Consider the following 18136-nt stretch of genomic DNA (forward strand, 5'->3'; position numbering starts at 1 on the left):
CCGGAGCTGATATCAGGAGTCGACGTCCTCGAGCGTTTCCTCGATGCCGTAGAGGATTTCCTCGGCGGCAGTCTCGGCGTCGATTTCACCGTAGGCGAAGAGCTCCAGCGAGTCGGACATGACCGAACGCACGTCGGGGTGCTCCATGAAGGGGTGGATCTTCGGCCCCTCGGCCTCGAGCACGAGGTTCTGCGCCTCGATCTGGACCGGCTCGATGGCGCCCGCCTCGAGCAGCTGCTCCCGGGCCGCGTTGGAGGCCGGAACGCCGCGGGTCGAGCCCAGCGCGGCGACGCCCTCTTCCTCGTTCAGCAGGCAGTTGAGAACCTCGGCCGCGGCCTCGGGGTTGTCGGAATTGGCCGAGATCGCGAAGACCATGGAGGCCTTGCGGTAGATGCCGGGCGTCTCCTGCCCCTCCTGGGTGAGCAGGTCGGTATAGGCCAGCTCCTGCCCCTCCTCGAGCGGGTCGGAAATCTTGAAGTAGGTCGAATCCCACTGGTAGGTGCCGGCGATCTTGCCGCTGGTCCAGTCGGGGTTCTCCTGCAGCGCGTTCACGCCCGAGGCCGCGCGGTCGCGCCATGCCTCGATCACGTGGTTGTCGACCATGGACTGGTAGAAGTTGATGGCATCGGTCAGTTCTTCCTGCGACCAGAGCACCTCGTTGGTCTCCGCGTCGATCAGCGGCTTGCCGGTGCGCTGCGTGCCGACAAGCGTCACCAGCAGCGCGGCGTCGAGGCCGATGCCCTCGAAGGGATAGTAGTCCTCGCCCAGCTTCTCGGCGAAGACCGGGCCGGCGGCCATGAGGTCCTCCCAGGTCTCGGGCAACTCGAGCCCTGCCTCGTCCCAGGTGGTCTTGTTGAATACGAAGAGCCGCCCTGTGGTCGAGACAGGCAGGCCGTTGAGCGCGCCCTTGATGGTGCCCGCCTCGATCTGTTCGTCCGACCAGTTCGAAAGATCGATGGTGTCGGAATATTCGCTGAGGTCGGCAAAGCCGTCGCCGTTTGCCGAGAAGATCGGCAGCCAGGGCCAGTTGACCTGCATGATGTCGGCCTCGGTGCCGCCGGCGATCTGCGTGGCCAGCTTCTCGAAGTGGCCGGAGAAGCCGGTGAACTCCGGCTTGATGCTGTGGCCGTGCTTTTCGCCGCAGGCGGCAAGCGCCTCTTGTGTGGCGATGTGCCGGCTGTCGCCGCCCCACCAGCTCATCCGCAGGTCCGCCGCGTTGGCCGCTCCGGCCAATGCCGTTGTTGTGAGCGCGATGCCCAGGATCCTTGATTTCATCGTCTTCTCCTCCCTTGACGATCAGTTGCCTTGAGCGAGCGACACGTTGCGGCCGGTCTCGCTGTCGAAAAGATGGATGCGGGGTCCGAGCGGGCGCAGGCCGACGCGATCCCCCCTTGCCAGGTTGCGGTCGAGCTCCTCGGAGGGCACGACCGCGACGATCACGGCGTCGCCCAGCCGGGCGTGCAGGTTCACCTCGTGGCCCATGAACTCCAAGTTCACGATCTCGGCGGTGAAGGCGCCCGGCGCCTCCGCTTCGGTCAGTTCCAGGTGCTGCGGACGCATGCCCAGCGTGACCGCGCCCTCGGGCGTCGAGATCCGGTGGGCGAGCCCGTCCGGCACGGCGATGGTCTGCCCCCCGGTGGTGAGCTGCGGCACGCCGTCCTCGCGGGTGAGCACCGCGGGCACGAGGTTCATCTCGGGCATGCCGATGAAGCCGCCGACAAAGGCATTGGCGGGCCGCTCGTAGAGCGTGGCCGGGTCGGCCACCTGCATGATGTGGCCGTCCTTCATGACGCAGATGCGGTCGCCCATGGTCATGGCCTCGACCTGGTCGTGGGTCACGTAGACCACGGTCGCGGGCCGTCCTTCTTCGCGCAGGCGCTTGTGCAGGTCGGTGATCCGCACACGCATCGAGGCGCGCAGCTTGGCGTCGAGGTTCGACAGCGGTTCGTCGAAGAGGAAGACCTCGGGCTGCTTGATCAGTGCCCGGCCGAGCGCCACGCGCTGCGCCTGCCCGCCCGAGAGCTGCTTGGGCAGCCGGTCGAGCAGCGCCTCGATCTCGAGGATGCCCGACACGTCGGTGGTGGCGCTTTCGATCTGATCCTTGGGCTGGCGTTTGAGACGCAGCCCGAAGGAGAGGTTCCGCCGCACCTTCATGTGCGGGTAGAGCGCGTAGTTCTGGAACACCATGGCGATGCCACGCTTGCCCGGCACCAGGTCGTTGACCACCTGGCTGCCGATCTGCACCTCGCCGCCGGTGATGGTTTCGAGCCCCGCGATCATCCGCAGCGTGGTGGACTTGGCGCAGCCCGAGGGACCCACCAGCACCATGAACTCGCCTTCCTCGACCTCCAGGTCGATGCCGTGCACCGCCTTGAACCCGTTGCCGTAAGTCTTTTCGACCGATTTCAGTTGAAGCTCAGCCATCAGCCCTTGACCCCTCCCGTGGAGATCCCCTCGATGAAATATTTCTGTGCCAGGAAGAACACCGTGAGCGAGGGCGCGAGGGTCAGCACCGACATGGCGAGGATCTGGTTCCAGGCGAAGGCCTCGGTCGTGTCGATCGACAGCTTGAGCGCGAGGCTCACGGGGTATTTCTCGACCGACGAGATGTAGATCAGCGGGCCGAGGAAGTCGTTCATGGTCCACATGAACTGGAACAGGCAGACCGAGATGATCGCGGGCATCAGCAGCGGCACGACGATGAAGATCAGCGTCTGCAGCGTGTTGGCCCCGTCGACGCGGGCGGCCTCTTCCATGTCGCGCGGGATGGCGCGGAGGAACTGGATCACCATGAAGACGAAGAAGGCGTCACCGGCGAGCGCCGAGGGCACCCAGAGCGGCAGGAAGCTGTCGAGCCAGCCGATGTCGCGGAACAGCAGGTACTGCGGTATGCGCGTGACGACGTTGGGCAGCAGCAGCGTGGCGATGACCGTGGCGAACAGGATCTTCTTGCCGGGGAACTCGAAGCGGGCAAACCCGTAGGCCACCAGCGTGCACGAGATCGCCGTGCCGATGGTTTTGGGGATGATGATCCACATGGAGTTCAGGAAGAACCGCCCGAAGGTATAGGGCGTCGAGGTCTGCCAGCCGTCGATGTAGCCCTGCAGCGTGGGCTCGCTTGGCCAGAAGCCGGGCGACGAGAACATCTCGGAGTTGGTCTTGAAGGAAGCCCCCACCAGCCAGATCAGCGGGTAGATCATGACGAGGCCGATGACCGTCAGCAGCGAGTAGCGGATCACCGCGTTGATACGGGCCTTGCGGCGCAGCTTCTGTTCCAGCGCGGTGGGCGGCGTGCGCTCTCGGCTGGATTGCGAGGGAAGATCGGAAAGCGTGACCATGGGCTCAGCTCCTCTTGTCGCCGGCGTAGTAGACCCACTTCTTGGAAGACCAGAAGGCGATGAGGGTCAGCACCATGATGATGACGAAAAGCACCCAGGCGATGGCAGAGGCGTAGCCCATGTCAAAGCTCTTGAAGGCCTCGTCGTAGATGTAGAGCGGCAGAAGGTAGGTGGATTTCAGCGGTCCGCCCTGCGTGATGATGTAGGGGCCGTTGAACTCCTGGAAGGCCTGCACCGTCTGCATGATGAGGTTGAAGAAGATCACCGGCGTGATCAGCGGCAGGGTGATGTAGCGGAAGATCTGCCAGGGCCCCGCTCCGTCGATCGCGGCCGCCTCGTAGAGCGAGCGGTCGACCGACTGCAGCGCGGCGAGGAAGATCACCATGGCCGAGCCGAACTGCCAGCAGCGCAGCAGCGTGATCGTGAAGAGCGCGTTGTTCGGGTCGCCGAACCAGTTGATCGGCTCGCCGCCAAGACCGGTGATGACCATGTTCACGAGGCCGGTGTCGGCGAAGATGTAGCGCCACAGAACCGCGATCGCGACCGAGCCGCCCAGGATCGAGGGCACGTAGTAGGCCGTGCGGAAGAGGTTGATCGCCTTCAGCCGGTAGTTCAGCACCACCGCGATGAAGAGCGCGAAGATCAGCTTCAGCGGCACCGTGGTGAAGACGTAGATCAGCGTGACCTTGAGCGACTTGTCGAAGGTCCGGTCGCGGGTGAAGAGCTTCTGATAGTTCTCAAGCCCCACGAACTCCGGCCGCGAGAGCAGGTCGTAGTCGGTGAAGCTGAGGTAGAAGGACGCCACGAACGGAAAGGCGGTGAAGAGCGCCAGACCGATCAGGTAGGGCGAAACGTACCAGAGCCCGAGATACTTGCTGTCACCCCCCATCAGGCAGCCCCTTTCAGGTTCTCGGGAAGCCAGGCCGATGTGGCGGCGATCATCTCGCCGAACATGCGGCGGGCTTCGGTTTCGGGCATGTGCCGCACCAGCGGGTCCTCGTGGAAGAGCGGGAAAAGCGCCCCGCCCTCTCCCGCCATCACGGCCTGAAGCAGCGCGCTCTGGCGTGCGGCGTGATCGGCGATGATGTCGTGCAGCCCTTCGGGCAGGTGCCCCGCCACCAGCGGCGTGATCCCGAGCCCCGAGAAGAGCGCGTTGGTTTCCACGATCGCGCCTTCGGGGATGCCCGCAAGCTGGCCGCGGTTGGGCAGGTTCACATTCGACACGAAGGTCCCGCCACCTGCCAGCGCGACGATCTGGTCGATCAGCGCCTCGTCCGAGCGTTTCGCCACGGGCGCGATCTCGCCCGCAGCCAGCGCCTCGGCGCGTGCCCGCCTGCGGGCCTGGTCGCGGGTCCGATACTCGACCGGCGTCAGGCCAAAACCCCAGCGGCCCGGGTCGGCAAGATAGTCGCCGACGGGCAGGAACTCGGCCAGGTGGCGGTCGCCCGCGGCGCCCGGAATGCCGAAGCGGTCGTAGAGGTCGAACTTCACCAGGCACTTGCTGCCGAAGTAGCGGTCGTGCTCGGCGTCCTCGCCGGGCACCGTCTCGTTCACGCCGGAGGCATTGGCCGCGGCGAAGGCGCGGTAGGCGGGCAGCATGTCGCGTCCGCCCAGCGAGATCGCGTCGACGAAGGTGAAGTGGTTGATGCCGAGCACGTTGACCTCGACATCGCGGAAGCTCCAGCGATCACTGCCCGCGTCGGCGTTGGCGATGCCCGCCACCTGACGGCGGATCTTGGTCACCTCGTGGCATTCGCCCCACGCGCGGATGCCCGGGAAGGCGGCGTGAAGCGCGCCGGTCAGGACGCTCATCGGGTTGGTGAGATTGCAGACCCAGGCATTCGGCGCGTGTTCACCGATGGCACGGGCGATCTCGGCCAGCATCGGAATGGCGCGCATGGCCCGGACGAAACCGCCGGGGCCCACAGTGTCGCCAACCGCCTGCGGGATGCCGTAGCGCGCCGGGATGCCGATGTCCTGGGCCATGTCGTCGAAACGGCCCGGCAGGATCGAGACGACAACCACGTCGGCGCCCTCCAGCGCCTCGCGCGGGCTCGGCACGGCGCGATACCGCGCGGGCGTACCGTTCGACACCTCGGCGTAGCGCCCCCCCATGCGGGCATTGCGCTCGGCCGCGGCCGGGTCCAGATCGTAGAGCCGGACCTCGGCGTCGAGCCGCGTGTCGTGGGCAAGGTCCGCCATGAGCGTCGGTGCCCAGTTGAGGGACCCGCCGCCGACATAGGCGATCCTGACCGGAATTGGATGTTCGATATCTTTCATGCTCGTCACGTTCCAGCCCGGCGCGCAGTGCCCTGCACGCACGAGATGAACGGCCTCCTCCCTCTGATCCCGAAAAACCACCTTCCTCCAGTGGTATTTTCGGCTCTTGATGCACGCTACGCCAGCGTGCACCTTGAATGAATGTCCGCTATGTCAGAAAAAGATGGATAAAACAGCACATTTCCCCCTGAACCAGATTCCGGCGCAGTCGCTGTCGCTGCGGCTGGCACGTTCGTCGATCCCGATGAACCACCGACCCGAGTGGCGGATCGACAAGCTCAACCCTGTGCATGACCTTGTCATCCCCTTGACGGGACATGGGTTTTACCGGATCGGAGAAGAGGAATTCACGCTCGAGCCGGGCGAGGCCATGCTGATCCGCGCCTACGAGCGATTTCACGGCTGGCACGGCGGTGCGCCCGGCCTCTACACCGGTGTAGCGCAGCATTTCACGCTCGATCTCTTCGGCCGTGGCGACGTGATCGCGCAGATGCGGCTGCGACGCAAAGTGCGGCTGAGCCGCTGGGATACGCTGCGCCCGCTGGCGCAGCTCTACCGCGAGACGACGCCGCGCGGCGGCACCAGCCTGCCGCAGCATCACCAGTTCATGGTGATCCTTCTGTCCTTCCTCGAGGATGCCTTCATCGACTGGAACAACGGCGACGCGGAACCCGAAAGCCAGGACCAGCTGTCGCTGCACATCATGTTCGTGGCCTCGCGCCTGAGCACCGATCCGCTGGGCGCCGGGGTCGAGGAGGCGCTGGCGAGCGTGCCCTACAACGAGGTCTATTTCCGCCGCGCCTTTCGCGAACGCATCGGCATGACGCCGCAGAAGTTCCGCGAGCTGAAGCGCATGGAATTCGCGATCTCCCGGCTGGACATGGGGCTGTCGGTCAAGGAAGTCGCAGCCGAGCTGGGCTATTCCGATCCCTACTTCTTCAGCCGCATGTTCAAGCGCCATATCGGCGAACCGCCCTCGCGCTACCGCGCGAAGGGCACGGCGCGGATGACGCACGAGGAGATGGGCTGAGGCGAGGCTACTGACTGCAAGGGTCTGGCAGCAACGCCGCTTTGCCGCGATCGAGGCGAACCGTCGCCTTGCGGGACTTTGCCGCCGTTCATCATGGAGCAATGAGCTGCGCGCGGTGGCGATCCGGGCCGTCGATCCCCGTGATTTAGTCCAGCAAGACCTCAACACGAGGCGCCACGCCTGGCCGAATCCTCGCCACGTGGGGGGCGGTCATGCCGGAGGCATGCTTTCAGCATGACGATGCGCTGCGGCCTTCGGCCTTGAGTCCGCGCAAGGGGCTTCGCGCTCGACCGCTCGGCTTGCGCTCCTTCGAGGGACTCACCGCATCGCCTGAAGCGAAGCACCGAGTGCCGGCGTCCCGGGACACGCTCGCGATAGGCTGACCTCTTTGACAAGACAGCGTGGTCCCGGCACGGAGCCGGGATCGCGCTGTCCTGTTTTGAAACGGTGTTTTCCTCGCCGAAAGGAAAATCCTCGAGACTGCTGCCACGGCCTCAGCCGCGGGCGTAGGCTTGCACCATGGCCCGGGCGCCGAAATCCTCCAGCCCGCGGTAGGCGGCGGTGACGGCGGTGGCGAAGGCCTCGTTGTCGGCAAGCTCGGCGTCGAAGACGTCGCGCACGCCGAGCAGCGCCGCGACGCGGCCCTCGGGCGTTTCCTTGGCGTCGCAAAGCGCCTTGAGGCGGTCGGCCAGCGGGTCGCGCACGTCGATGGGCGCGCCGCTCTCGTCCGTGCCGCCGACGTAACGCATCCATGCTGCCACCGCGAGCGCAAGCCCGGGCACCTCGCGCCCTTCGGCGAGGTTGTCGCGCACCGTCCCCAGCAGGCGCTGGGGCAGCTTCTGCGAGCCGTCCATGGCGATCTGCCAGGTCCGGTGGCGGATGGCGGGATTGCGGTAGCGTTCGAGCAGGGCCGCGCAATAGGCGGGCAGGTCCTCACCCTCGGGCTGTGGCACGGTGGGCAGGATCTCGCGCCCCCAGAGACGCTCGCAAAGCCCGGCGAAATCGGCATCGCCGACCGTCTCGGCGATGGTCTCGTACCCGGCAAGGTAGCCGAGGTAGGCCAGCGAGGAATGCGTGCCGTTGAGGCAGCGCAGCTTCATGGTCTCGTGCGCGTCGACGCTGGTCACGAACTGCGCGCCGCCCACTTCCCAGGCGGGGCGACCGGCAGGAAATTCGTCCTCGATCACCCATTGGCGGAAGGGTTCGTGCTGCACGCAGGCCGGGTCGTGCCAGCCCTTGAGCTCGGCCAGCCGATCCACGTCAGCTTCGGTGGTCGCCGGCGTGATGCGGTCGACCATGGTGCCGGGAAAGCGGACCTCGGCCTCGATCCAGTCGGCAAGCGCGGCGTCGCGCCGCCGGGCGAAATCGAGGATGACCCCGCGCGCAAGCCGCCCGTTCGAGGGAAGGTTGTCGCAGGAGAGCACCGTGAAGGGCGCCGTTCCCGCCGCGCGGCGGCGGGCGAGCGCCTCGACGATGAAGCCGGGTGCCGAGCGTGGCGCACCGCCCTCCAGATCGTGCAGGATGTCGGGATGATCGGCACGCAGCGTGCCGGTGGCGGGCTCGTGGCAATAGCCCTTCTCGGTGATGGTCAGCGACACGATGCGGATGGCCGGATCGCTCATCGCCTCGACCACGGCCTCGGGGTCCTCGGGCGCGACGAGCACGTCGACCACGGACCCGATCACCCGCACCTGCGGCCCCTCGGGCGCCAGCGTGACCGAACTGAAGACACCGCCCTGCGGCATCAGCTGGTCGCGCGCGTCGGGGCTGCGCAGACTGATCGCCCGGATGCCCCAAGCGCCGCCCTCGGCCGCCATGGCCTCGTCGGTGTAGACGGCATTGAAGGCCCGGAAGAACGCCCCCGGGCCAAGGTGGACGATCCCAGGCGCAGGCGCCGGGCCGTCGCGGGTCAGGCGGGCCTCAGCGGGCAAGCCAGCCTCCGTCCACGTTGAGCACCGCGCCCGTCACGTAGTTGGCGGCGGGCGTGCAGAGGAACGTCACGGCCCCCGCGATGTCGGCGGCCTCGCCCCAGCGCCCCGCGGGAATGCGCGCCAGGATCTCGGCCGACCGCTTGGGATCGTTGCGCAGCGCCTCGGTGTTGTTGGTGGCGATGTAGCCGGGGGCCACGGCGTTCACGTTGACGCCCTGCCCCGCCCATTCGTTGGCGAGGATCTTGGTCAGCCCCGCGACGCCGTGCTTGGACGCCGTGTAGGCGGGCACGCGGATGCCGCCCTGGAAGGACAGCAGCGAGGCGATGTTGACGATGCGCCCGCCCTGCCCGCGCGCCAGGGCCGCCTTGCCGAAGGCCTGGCACATCAGGAAGACCGCCTTGAGGTTCACGTCCATGACGTCGTCCCAGTCGGCCTCGGAATAGTCGACCGAATCCGCGCGGCGGATGATGCCCGCGTTGTTGACGAGAATGTCGAGATCGCCTGCCTCGGAGAGCCGCGCGACGGCGGCCTTGGGATCGGCAAGGTCGAGGTGCATCGCTTCGGCCGAACCGCCGGCATCCTTGATCCGCGTCACCGTCTCGTCGCAGGACGACCGGCCGGCGGCGACGACATGCGCCCCGATCTCCGCCAGCCCCTCGGCGATGGCCTGCCCGATGCCGGTATTGGCACCGGTGACCAGCGCACGCTTTCCTTCGAGCGTGAAGGGCGATGTCATCGCAGCACCTCCATCGGGACCATGTCCATGTCGGCGAAGTCGACGTTGTCACCGGCCATGGCCCAGCAGAAGGTGTAGCTGCCGGTGCCCGCGCCCGAGTGGATCGACCACGGCGGCGAGATCACCGCCTCTTCGTTGGCCATGACGATGTGGCGGGTTTCCTCGGGCTTGCCCATGAAGTGGAAGACCCGGCCGCCCTCGTCGAGATCGAAGTAGAGATAGGCCTCCATCCGGCGGTCGTGCAGGTGCGCGGGCATCGTGTTCCAGACCGAGCCTTCGGCGAACTGCGTGTAGCCCATGAGAAGCTGGCAGCTTTCGCAGACCTCTGGGTGAAGGAACTGCATGATGACCCGCTCGTTGGCCGCCTCGCGCGAGCCGAGCTCGACCCGGCGCGCGTCGCCCGCCTTGATGAGCTTTGTGGGACAGGCGCGGTGCGCGGGCGCCGAGAGGATGTAGAACCGGCCCTTGCCGGTGAACTCCACCGGGCCCGAGCCGAGGCCGATGTAGAGAACCTCGCCCCGGCCGATCTCGTGGCTTTCGCCGCCGACCTTGACCGCGGCGGGCTCACCGATGTTGAGCACGCCCATCTCGCGACGGTCGAGGATGCTCGGGGTGCCGGTTTCGGGCACCTCGTCGAGCGTCAGGCTGCCGCCGTCGGGCACGGCGGAACCGAGGATGAGCCGGTCGTAGTGGCTGTAGACCAGCTTGATCTCGCCCGGTTTGAACAGGCCCGAGACGTGGAACTGGTCGCGCAGCCCCTGGGTGTCGAGCGTCTTTGTCGTCGCCGGATCGATGGCGTAGCGCGTCTCTGCTTGGGTCATCTCGTCCTCCTTCGTGGAATATTGTCGCGCGGCTGCGCGGTCAGAGGTTGTAGGCCGCCTTGGCGAGCCCGTAGGTCAGGTCATGCGCGACTTCGGGCGCATCTGCTTCCGCCAGCCGCCCCGTGGCGACGAGAGTCGCGAGGTAGGCGCAGTCGCTGCGGCGGGCGACGTCGTGGCGCGCGGGGATCGAACAGAAGGCCCGCGTGTCGTCGTTGAAGCCGGCGGTGTTGTAGAAGCCGCAGGTCTCGGTCGTGGCCTCGCGGAAGCGACGGATGCCCTCGGCGCTGTCGAAGAACCACCACGGCGGGCCGAGCCGCAGCGCGGGATAGGCACCGGCCAGCGGCGCCAGCTCGCGGCCATATACCGTTTCGTCCAGCGTGAAGAGGATCACCGTCAGGTCCGGCTCCATCCCCACCGCGTCCAGAAGCGGCTTCAGCGCGCCGACGTAGTCGGTCCGCATCGGGATATCGAAGCCCTTGTCGCGGCCATGCGCGGCAAAGACCGGCGCGGAATGGTTGCGCCAGGAACCCGCGTGGATCTGCAGCGTCAGCCCGTCATCGAGGCTCATGCGCGCCATCTCGGTCAGCATGTGACCGCGGAAGGCATCGGCCTCCTCGCCGGTGCAGGTGCCCGCAAGCGCCTTCTGGAACAGCTCGGCGGCGACCTCCTGCGGCAGATCCTCGGTGCGGGCGGTGGCGTGGCCGTGATCGCTCGCCGTGGCGCCGAACTCCTTGAAGTAGGCGCGGCGTTTGCGGTGCGCGGCGAGGTAGCCCTCCCAGGTGGTGGCGGGTTCGCCGGTGATCTCGGCCAGCTTCTCGATGTTCTCGGCAAAACCCTCGAACTCGGGATCTACCACGGAATCCGGGCGGTAGGTGGTGATCACCCGCCCGCCCCAGCCGCTGTCGCGGATCGCGCGGTGGGCGGAAAGATCGTCCAGCGCGCCCTCGGTCGTGGCCAGCGCCTCGATGTTGAACCGCTCGAACAGCGCGCGGGGGCGGAAGGCCTCCTCCGCGAGCTTGCCGTCGATGTGGTCGTAGTAGGTGTCGGCCGTGTCGGCGTTCAGCGGAATGTCGATGCCGAAGACATGCTCGAACGAATGGTTGAGCCACATCGACGAAGGCGTGCCGCGGAACAGGTGAAAGTTCTCGGCAAACCGGCGCCAGATCAGGCGCGGGTCGCTTTCGGTTGCGCCCCCGTCGACGCGCGGAACCCCCAGATCGGTGAGCGGGACGCCCTGGCTGACCAGCATGCGGAAGACGTAGTGGTCGGGCACCACGAAAAGTTCGGCAGGGTTGGGGAAGCGCGCGTTCTCGGCGAACCAGCGCGGATCGCAGTGCCCGTGGGGGCTGATGATCGGCAGGTCGGCGATACCCTCGTAAAGCTCGCGCGCCAGCCCGCGCAGGGCCGGCTCCGCCGGAAACAGGCGATCCGGGTCGGTCAGGGCCATGGTGTGTGTCTCCTCTATCCCCTGATCACCTAATATGTTAGCATAGCAGTTGTGTCAATCGAGGGACTCCGCCTATAACGGCACGACCACAGAAAGCAGATCCTCCCGACCGCATGCCAAGCTCAGCCCTCGCGAAACTCGACACCCCGGGTGTCAGCACCACCGACCAGGTGTTCGACGCGCTCTACCGCGCGGTGCTGACCTTCGAGCTGCCCCCGGGCGCGCGCGTGTCCGAGGCCGAGATCGCGGGCCGGCTGGACGTCTCGCGCCAACCCGTGCGCGACGCCTTCTTCCGGCTGTCGAAGCTGGGCTTCCTGCTGATCCGCCCGCAGCGGCCGACACTGATCACCAAGATCTCGGAAAGCGCCGTGCGACAGTCGGCCTTCATCCGCACCGCGATCGAGATCGCCTGTATCCGGGCCGCCACCGAACACGCCACCGATGCGGATTTCGCGGCGATGGAGGCCATGATCGAACGGCAGGGCGAGGCCATCCGCGACCGCGACTCGGAACGCTTTCACGCGGAGGACGACGCCTTTCACCGCCGGATCTGCGCCGCGGCACAGGAGGAACACGCCTGGCGGCTCATCCAGGAGCAGAAGGCTCATATGGACCGCGTGCGCTTCCTCTCCCTCACCTTCAACCGCGACGAAGCATGGCGCGAACACGCCGCCATCCTTCAGGCGCTCCGCGATCGCGACCCGGATGCCGCCGAAGCGGGCCTGCGGGGTCACCTGGGACGTATCCACGTGATGCTGCCGCAGATCCGCGCCGCGCACAGCCAACACTTCGAGGACGAAACATGACGCGTATCCTGGGCATCGGCGAATGCATGATCGAAATGGCGCCCACCGGAGAGGGCACCTTCGCCATGGGCTTTGCCGGGGACACCTTCAACACCTGCTGGTACGCGCGGCGACTGGCCGGGCCGGAGCTGCGCGTGGGCTACCTGACCGCCGTGGGCGACGACGACCCCTCGCGGCGCATGGAGGAGTTCATGCGCGACGCGGGGGTCGAGCCCGAGTTCACCGTGCGTCCTGGCGGATCGGTGGGGCTCTACATGATCTCGCTGAAGGACGGAGAGCGCAGCTTCAGCTACTGGCGCTCCACCTCGGCAGCCCGAACGCTGGCCGATGACCTCGAGGTCCTGCCGGACATGACCGACGGCGACGTGGCTCTGGTGTCCGGCATCACGCTGGCGATCCTGCCCGAGGCGGGACGGACCCGCCTGCTGGAGGTTCTGCACGACGCCCGCAAGCGCGGCGTGCGGGTCGCCTTCGACCCCAACATCCGGCCGAAGCTCTGGGAAAGCACCGAAACCATGCGCCGCTGGGTCATGGCCGCCGCCAGGGTCTGCGACATCGCCCTGCCCTCGCACGAGGACGAGGCCACGCATTTCGGCGATGCCGACGCGAGCGCCACCGCCGACCGCTACGCGGGGGCCGGCGCGGGGCTGGTGGTGGTCAAGGATGGGGCCGACCCTGTGGTCATCCGGACCCCCGACAGCCGCGAGACCATTACCCCGGCCAGGGTGACCGAGGTGGTCGACACCACCGCTGCGGGCGACGCCTTTAACGGGGCCTTCCTCGTCGCACTGCTCGAAGGGGCGGAGGCGGCGCAGGCGGCCAAGGCGGGCTGCGCGCTGTCGGCGCGGGTCATCGCGGCACGTGGGGCGCTGGTCCCGGTCTGACGAAATCCCTATCGCCAAGCCGGTGGGGAACCTGCATGCTGCGGGCCGAAAGGACGGCACGGACATGAAGACAATTCTCGCCTTCGGCGACAGCCTGACATGGGGCGCGGACCCCGCCACGGGTGGGCGGCACCCGATCGAGGACCAGTGGCCGGTGGCGCTCGACACCGCGCTGGGGGGCGGGCTCCGCGTGATCGCGGAGGGGCTGAACGGGCGCACCACCTGCTACGACGACCACTCCGGTCCCTGCGACCGCAACGGCACGCGCGCCCTGCCCGTCTGCCTTGCCTCGCACAGCCCGCTGGATCTTGTCGTGCTCATGCTGGGCACCAATGACCTCAAGCCCGCGCTGTGCGGCGTGACCGAGGGCGCGGTGGCGGGGATGCGGCGACTTGTGCAGATCGTGCGCAGCTTTCCCTATTCGCAGCCCTGGCCGGTGCCTCAGGTGCTGATCGTCGCGCCGCCGCCGCTGCTGACGGGACCTGCCGGGCCGCTGACGACGACCCGCCCGGTAGAGGAGTCGAAGCTATTCGCGCCCGCCTACGCGGCGCTGGCGGGAGAGCTTGCGACGCGGTTCTTCGATGCGGGCCAGGTCTGCGCGGCCTCGCCCGTGGATGGCGTGCACCTGTCCGCGGATGACACCCGCGCGCTGGGCGAGGCGCTGGCGCCGGTCTGCGCGTCGATCCTGTCGGAGGCGCCATGAGGGGCGCGGCCCCGGTGCTGGCCTTGCTGGCAGGGCCTGCCCTGGCCGAGATGCCGGGGCCGCTCGACCCGGCGGATTTCATGGCAGTGACGCGCGCCGAGGCGGAGCTGGGGCAGCTGCTGTTCTACGACCCGATCCTGTCGGGCGGGCGCGAGGTCGCTTGCGCCACCTGCCACCATCCCAAGTTCGCCACCGGTGACGGGGTGTCGCTGGGGATCGGGGACGGCGGCCTCGGGCTTGGCCCCGACCGGGTGGGCGATGCGGACAATCCGCCCGAGCAGCGCATCCCGCGCAACGCGCCGCCGCTTTTCAACATGGGGCATCGGGATCTGCGGGTTCTCTTCGCCGACGGCCGGATCGAGGTGGACGCGGCGCGCGCCTCGGGGCTGCGGACGCCACTCGAGGACGAGATGGTCATGGGGTTTTCCGGCATCCTCTCGGCGCAGACCATGTTCCCGGTGCTGTCGCCCGACGAGATGGCGGGACACTATCAGGAAAGCGACGTGTCCAAGGCCGTGCGGCAGGGTCGGCTGACCGGCGAGGGCGGGGCCTGGGACCTGATCGCCCAGCGCGTGGCCGGGATCCCCGAATACCGCCAACGCTTCGCGGCGGTCTATCCGGAGATCGGCAGCGGGGGTGAGATCGGCTTTACCGACATCTCCAACGCCATCGCCGCCTTCATGGCCTTCGAGTGGCAGGCCGCGGACAGCGCCTTTGACCGCCACCTGCGCGGCGAGACCGACCTGACGGAGACCGCGGCCGAGGGCATGGCGCTGTTCTACGGCGAGGCGGGCTGCGCCGACTGCCATTCCGGGCCGCTTCTGAGCGACCAGCAGTTCCACGCCATGGGCGCGCCGCAGCTTGGTCCCGGCAAGGCCGCGCGGTTCGAGAGCCATCAGCGCGACACGGGGCGGATGCGGGTCACGGGGCGCGAGGAAGATGCCTATGCCTTTCGCACGCCGATGCTGCGCAACGTGGCCCAGACCGGACCATGGGGGCACGCGGGCGGGCACGACGATCTGCGCGCCTTTGTGCGGGATCACGTCGATCCCGTTGCGGCGCTTGATCGCTACGCGCCGCAGGCGGTGCTGCCCAAGGTCGATGGCATCGCCGACGACTGGGCGGTGCTGACGGATGACGGCGAGCGCGGGGCGATCCGGCAGGCGGTGCATGTGGAGGCCTATCCGCTGGACGAGGGCGAGCTTGACGCGCTCATGGCCTTCCTCGCGGCGCTGACCGATCCTGGCTCGATCGAGGGGCGGCTGGGCGTGCCCGACACCGTGCCCTCGGGGCTCGAAGTGCCGCGCTAGGTCAATCGCGGGTCGGGCGCAGCACCTGGCCCGCGCGGATCTCCTGCCAGTCGCCCTTGGTGCCGTCGGGCCATGTCACGCGGACCTCGGCGGTTTCGGCATCGCCAAGGCCGAAATGCAGCGGTCCCGCCTGCCCGCCCGCGTGGCCTCCGCCCACGGTGACCTCGCGCGCATGCACGGTGTCGCCCTGCCGCAGCTCGACCCATGCGCCCACGGCGCGGGTGTTGGGGCCGGACATGCGCGGCTCGACAGCCACCCAGTTGCCCACGCCTTCGGTCACGTTCTGCCAGAGCTTCAGCGGCGCGCGGCGGGCGTGCACCAGCAGGTCGAGCCGCCCGTCCCCGTCGAAATCCGCCAGCGCCGCCCCGCGCGATCGCGCGTCGTCGCCGATCCCCGCCGCGCCGCCGACTTCGGCAAAGGTGCCATCGGGTTGCTGCATCAGCAGGTTGTTGGGGTCGCGCATGGCGTTCGAGGGCATCTGGTCGACGTTGCCCTTGGCGATGAAGAGATCGAGCAGGCCATCGTTGTCCACGTCGCCGAACTCGGCGTGCCAGCCGGTCGAGGGGCGGCCATCGTCGCCCTGGTAGGGGCGCTGCGCTGCGGCGCCGACCTCGTAGGGGGCGTTGCGCCAGGCGTCGCCCTCGTTGAACTGAAGAAGCTGGTCGCCCATCGAGGTCAGCATGACCTCGGGCCGCCCGTCGCCGGTGATGTCGGCGCTGGCGATGCCCATGCCCCAAAGCGAAACCTTGCGCCAGCCGTCCTCCTCGGTCCGGGGTGACAGGGGATCGAGGCGCCACATCTCCTCGAAGCCGCCGCGCACGTAGTAGTGGCGGTCGTTGGAGATGCGCAGCTCGGGCGTGCCGCTGCGCTGCCAGTCCGAGATGAGCATGGAGAGCGCGCAGTAGCCGGGATCGAGGATTTCCGGGGCGGCGTAGGTGTCGGTCTTCGGGCGGTAGAGCGCATTCACGTCGCAGGCCTCGAAGGGGCCGTCGGGATCGTTGCGGTCAACGTAGTTGCCGAAGGCGAGCATCGGTAGGTCCTGCCCCTTTTCCCAGGTGGCGGAAAAGGCAGTGGTCCAGGCGTCACGGGGAGAAAGGCCCCAGGCCTCTGTGGCATCGGTAAAGCCGCACTGCCCGTCACTGCGCAGCAGCATATTCGGGCCGACGCGCAGCACGACGAGGTCGAGCGCCCCGTCGCCGTCGATATCGAGCGGATAGGCCCCGGTCGTCTCGGTGATGCCGGAAAGCTTGCGAGGTGCGAACCGGATCGCGGCGCCCGGTGCCTCGGTCGTGTTCACGAAGAGCCGCAACGGCGAGGTGCCGCCGGCGGCCACCACGTCGGGACGTGCGTCGCCGTTGCAGTCGAGGACCGCCACGCCGCCGCCCACGAAATGCTCCCACCCGCCGGTATAGGCATGCTCCAGCCCGAAGGCGTCGGGGCGCGGCTCAAAGCGCGGCTCGGCCGCCGCGGCGCCCGCGACCAGCGAGAGGACAAGGCCCAGCCGGATCATGCCACGGCCTCGCGCGGTGCGCCGATCTCGGTCTCGGTCACCATCGACAGCGCCAGCGCGGCCGCCCCATGCGCCCAGAGCAGATCCCCCCATTCGTGGATGCGCAGCGGCGGCAATGTCTCGGGGTCGCGGATCACGAAAGCCTGCATGTCGGCCAGCAGGTCCTCGGCCCGCAGGTAGTCGTAGCGCATCCGTTCCCCCGCAAGGATGATCAGCGTCGGGTCGATCAGGTTCACCACGTTGGCCAGCCCCAGCGCGAGGTAGCGCCCTGCCCTTTGAAAGATCGACTGCGCCGCCGCGTTGCCGCCCTGCGCCTCGCCGTGAAGCTGTTCCACCAGTTCGGCGATGGAGGGCAGTTCGCGGGTCCCGAGGTTCAGCGCCGCCGTCGCTTCGCGTGCCAGCGCATAGTCCGCGATATAGGCCTCGAGGCACCCACGCTGCCCGCAGCGACAGAGCGCGCCCTCGAGCTGCACCTTGGTGTGGCCCAGCTCCAGCCCCAGCCCGTTGGCACCGCGCACCAGCCGGTGGTTCATCACCACGCCCATGCCGACGCCGTGCTCCACGGTCACCACCGCGAAATCCGGCTTGTCCCGCCCGCGCCCGAACCAGAGCTCGGCCAGCGCCACGAGGTTCGCGTCGTTGTCCACTGTCACCGGCAACCCGAGCCGCGCCGTCGCCAGCGCCGCGAAATCGATGTCCCGCCGGTCGAGCACCGGCGACCAGTGCACCCGGCCCGTTCCGTGCTCCACGAAGCCGGGAATGCCGACACCCACGGCGCTAAGATCCACGCGCGTCTTGCCGATCTCCGCCAGCATTCCGTCGACCATCTGCACGAGCGAGTCGATCTGCGCCTCGGGGGCGACGCCGCCGGGATCGACGGCAATGCGGATCGCGGCCAGCTGCCGCCCGGCGAAATCCACAAGGATTCCCGTGCGTTCGCGATCCGACAGCTTGATGCCCGCCACGATGAAGGCCTCGGGCCGCACCGCAAGCCCCACGGGCGGACGCCCCCGCACCACGTCGCCGGGATCGCGGGTCACCGCCTCTTCACGCAGCACACCGCTCTCGATCAGCTCGGCGGTCAGGGTGGACACGGTGGCGGGCGAGATCGACAGCCGCTTGGCCACCTCGGCGCGCGACACCGGGCCCAGCGCGCGGACGTGCTCGAAGATCTGGAGCTTCAGCGGCCGCGAGACCACCTCGGGCTCGACCATCATCGGGCCACAACGGGCCGTGGGCACGATGGCCTGCGGCTCAGCCTCCATTTCGTTCGCCTCCCAAACTTAAGGGACCTCCCATGCCGCACCGCAACACGATACGGCCTCCATATCCCCTGCTTT

Annotated in this window: 16 protein-coding genes; 5 read left to right on the top strand and 11 right to left on the bottom strand. The window is 68.0% G+C overall.

Annotated features, from left to right (window positions below):
• Nucleotides 1–12: 12 nt before the first annotated feature.
• From C8N44_RS14815 to C8N44_RS14835, 5 genes are read right to left on the bottom strand one after another with little or no spacing between them, the layout of a single operon-like run.
• Complete coding sequence (locus C8N44_RS14815) at nt 13–1275, bottom strand: ABC transporter substrate-binding protein (RefSeq protein WP_107977548.1); 1263 nt, start codon at nt 1273–1275, stop codon at nt 13–15.
• A 21-nt stretch (nt 1276–1296) separates the two neighbouring features.
• Nucleotides 1297–2424 (bottom strand): ABC transporter ATP-binding protein, encoded by a 1128-nt coding sequence (locus C8N44_RS14820; protein WP_107977549.1) that lies wholly within the window; start codon nt 2422–2424, stop codon nt 1297–1299.
• Nucleotides 2424–3338 carry a carbohydrate ABC transporter permease gene (locus C8N44_RS14825; RefSeq protein ID WP_107977550.1) on the bottom strand — a complete coding sequence of 305 codons (915 nt, stop codon included), beginning with the start codon at nt 3336–3338 and terminating at the stop codon, nt 2424–2426. Before C8N44_RS14825 ends, C8N44_RS14820 begins: the two co-directional genes overlap by 1 nt.
• A gap of 4 nt (nt 3339–3342) precedes the next feature.
• Nucleotides 3343–4227, bottom strand: coding sequence for a carbohydrate ABC transporter permease (locus C8N44_RS14830; protein ID WP_107977551.1), 885 nt, complete (start codon nt 4225–4227; stop codon nt 3343–3345).
• Nucleotides 4227–5618, bottom strand: coding sequence for a family 4 glycosyl hydrolase (locus tag C8N44_RS14835; protein ID WP_107977552.1), 1392 nt, complete (start codon nt 5616–5618; stop codon nt 4227–4229). The genes C8N44_RS14830 and C8N44_RS14835 overlap by 1 nt, the downstream gene beginning before the upstream one ends.
• Nucleotides 5619–5781: 163 nt before the next feature.
• Here C8N44_RS14835 and C8N44_RS14840 point away from each other — a divergent pair, with 163 nt between their 5' ends.
• Entirely contained in the window at nt 5782–6648 is an 867-nt protein-coding gene (locus C8N44_RS14840; protein WP_158274059.1) for an AraC family transcriptional regulator, read from the top strand.
• 494 nt (nt 6649–7142) lie between these two features.
• On the opposite strand, the gene C8N44_RS14845 is transcribed toward C8N44_RS14840, so the two are convergent.
• The 4 genes from C8N44_RS14845 to uxaC are packed head-to-tail and all read right to left on the bottom strand — an operon-like array spanning nt 7143 to nt 11583.
• The gene (locus tag C8N44_RS14845) at nt 7143–8579 is read right to left on the bottom strand and encodes a mannitol dehydrogenase family protein (protein WP_107977554.1); all 1437 of its coding nucleotides are present in this window, start codon (nt 8577–8579) and stop codon (nt 7143–7145) included.
• On the bottom strand, nt 8569–9315 hold the full coding sequence (gene kduD / locus C8N44_RS14850; protein WP_107977555.1) for a 2-dehydro-3-deoxy-D-gluconate 5-dehydrogenase KduD: 747 nt from the start codon (nt 9313–9315) through the stop codon (nt 8569–8571). The genes C8N44_RS14845 and kduD overlap by 11 nt, the downstream gene beginning before the upstream one ends.
• The gene (gene kduI, locus C8N44_RS14855) at nt 9312–10136 is read right to left on the bottom strand and encodes a 5-dehydro-4-deoxy-D-glucuronate isomerase (protein WP_107977556.1); all 825 of its coding nucleotides are present in this window, start codon (nt 10134–10136) and stop codon (nt 9312–9314) included. The genes kduD and kduI overlap by 4 nt, the downstream gene beginning before the upstream one ends.
• Nucleotides 10137–10176: 40 nt before the next feature.
• Nucleotides 10177–11583, bottom strand: coding sequence for a glucuronate isomerase (uxaC, locus tag C8N44_RS14860; RefSeq protein ID WP_107977557.1), 1407 nt, complete (start codon nt 11581–11583; stop codon nt 10177–10179).
• A gap of 113 nt (nt 11584–11696) precedes the next feature.
• Between uxaC and C8N44_RS14865 the strand changes: the two genes are divergently transcribed.
• From C8N44_RS14865 to C8N44_RS14880, 4 genes are all read left to right on the top strand, one after another.
• Entirely contained in the window at nt 11697–12389 is a 693-nt protein-coding gene (locus C8N44_RS14865; RefSeq protein WP_107977558.1) for a GntR family transcriptional regulator, read from the top strand.
• A complete protein-coding gene (locus C8N44_RS14870; protein WP_107977559.1) occupies nt 12386–13273 on the top strand; it encodes a sugar kinase in 888 nt (295 codons plus the stop codon). The genes C8N44_RS14865 and C8N44_RS14870 overlap by 4 nt, the downstream gene beginning before the upstream one ends.
• Before the next feature lie 64 nt (nt 13274–13337).
• Nucleotides 13338–13976 carry an SGNH/GDSL hydrolase family protein gene (locus C8N44_RS14875; RefSeq protein ID WP_107977560.1) on the top strand — a complete coding sequence of 213 codons (639 nt, stop codon included), beginning with the start codon at nt 13338–13340 and terminating at the stop codon, nt 13974–13976.
• Complete coding sequence (locus C8N44_RS14880; RefSeq protein WP_107977561.1) at nt 13973–15286, top strand: cytochrome-c peroxidase; 1314 nt, start codon at nt 13973–13975, stop codon at nt 15284–15286. Before C8N44_RS14875 ends, C8N44_RS14880 begins: the two co-directional genes overlap by 4 nt.
• 1 nt (nt 15287) lies before the next feature.
• On the opposite strand, the gene C8N44_RS14885 is transcribed toward C8N44_RS14880, so the two are convergent.
• Together C8N44_RS14885 and C8N44_RS14890 are read right to left on the bottom strand one after the other, a co-directional pair.
• Nucleotides 15288–16796, bottom strand: a complete 1509-nt coding sequence (locus C8N44_RS14885) for a CRTAC1 family protein (RefSeq protein WP_107977562.1) — start codon at nt 16794–16796, stop codon at nt 15288–15290.
• The gene (locus C8N44_RS14890) at nt 16793–18061 is read right to left on the bottom strand and encodes an ROK family transcriptional regulator (protein WP_107977563.1); all 1269 of its coding nucleotides are present in this window, start codon (nt 18059–18061) and stop codon (nt 16793–16795) included. The genes C8N44_RS14885 and C8N44_RS14890 overlap by 4 nt, the downstream gene beginning before the upstream one ends.
• Nucleotides 18062–18136: the final 75 nt, after the last annotated feature.

Origin of the sequence: Allosediminivita pacifica (assembly GCF_003054175.1) — a bacterium.
Lineage (GTDB): Bacteria > Pseudomonadota > Alphaproteobacteria > Rhodobacterales > Rhodobacteraceae > Allosediminivita > Allosediminivita pacifica.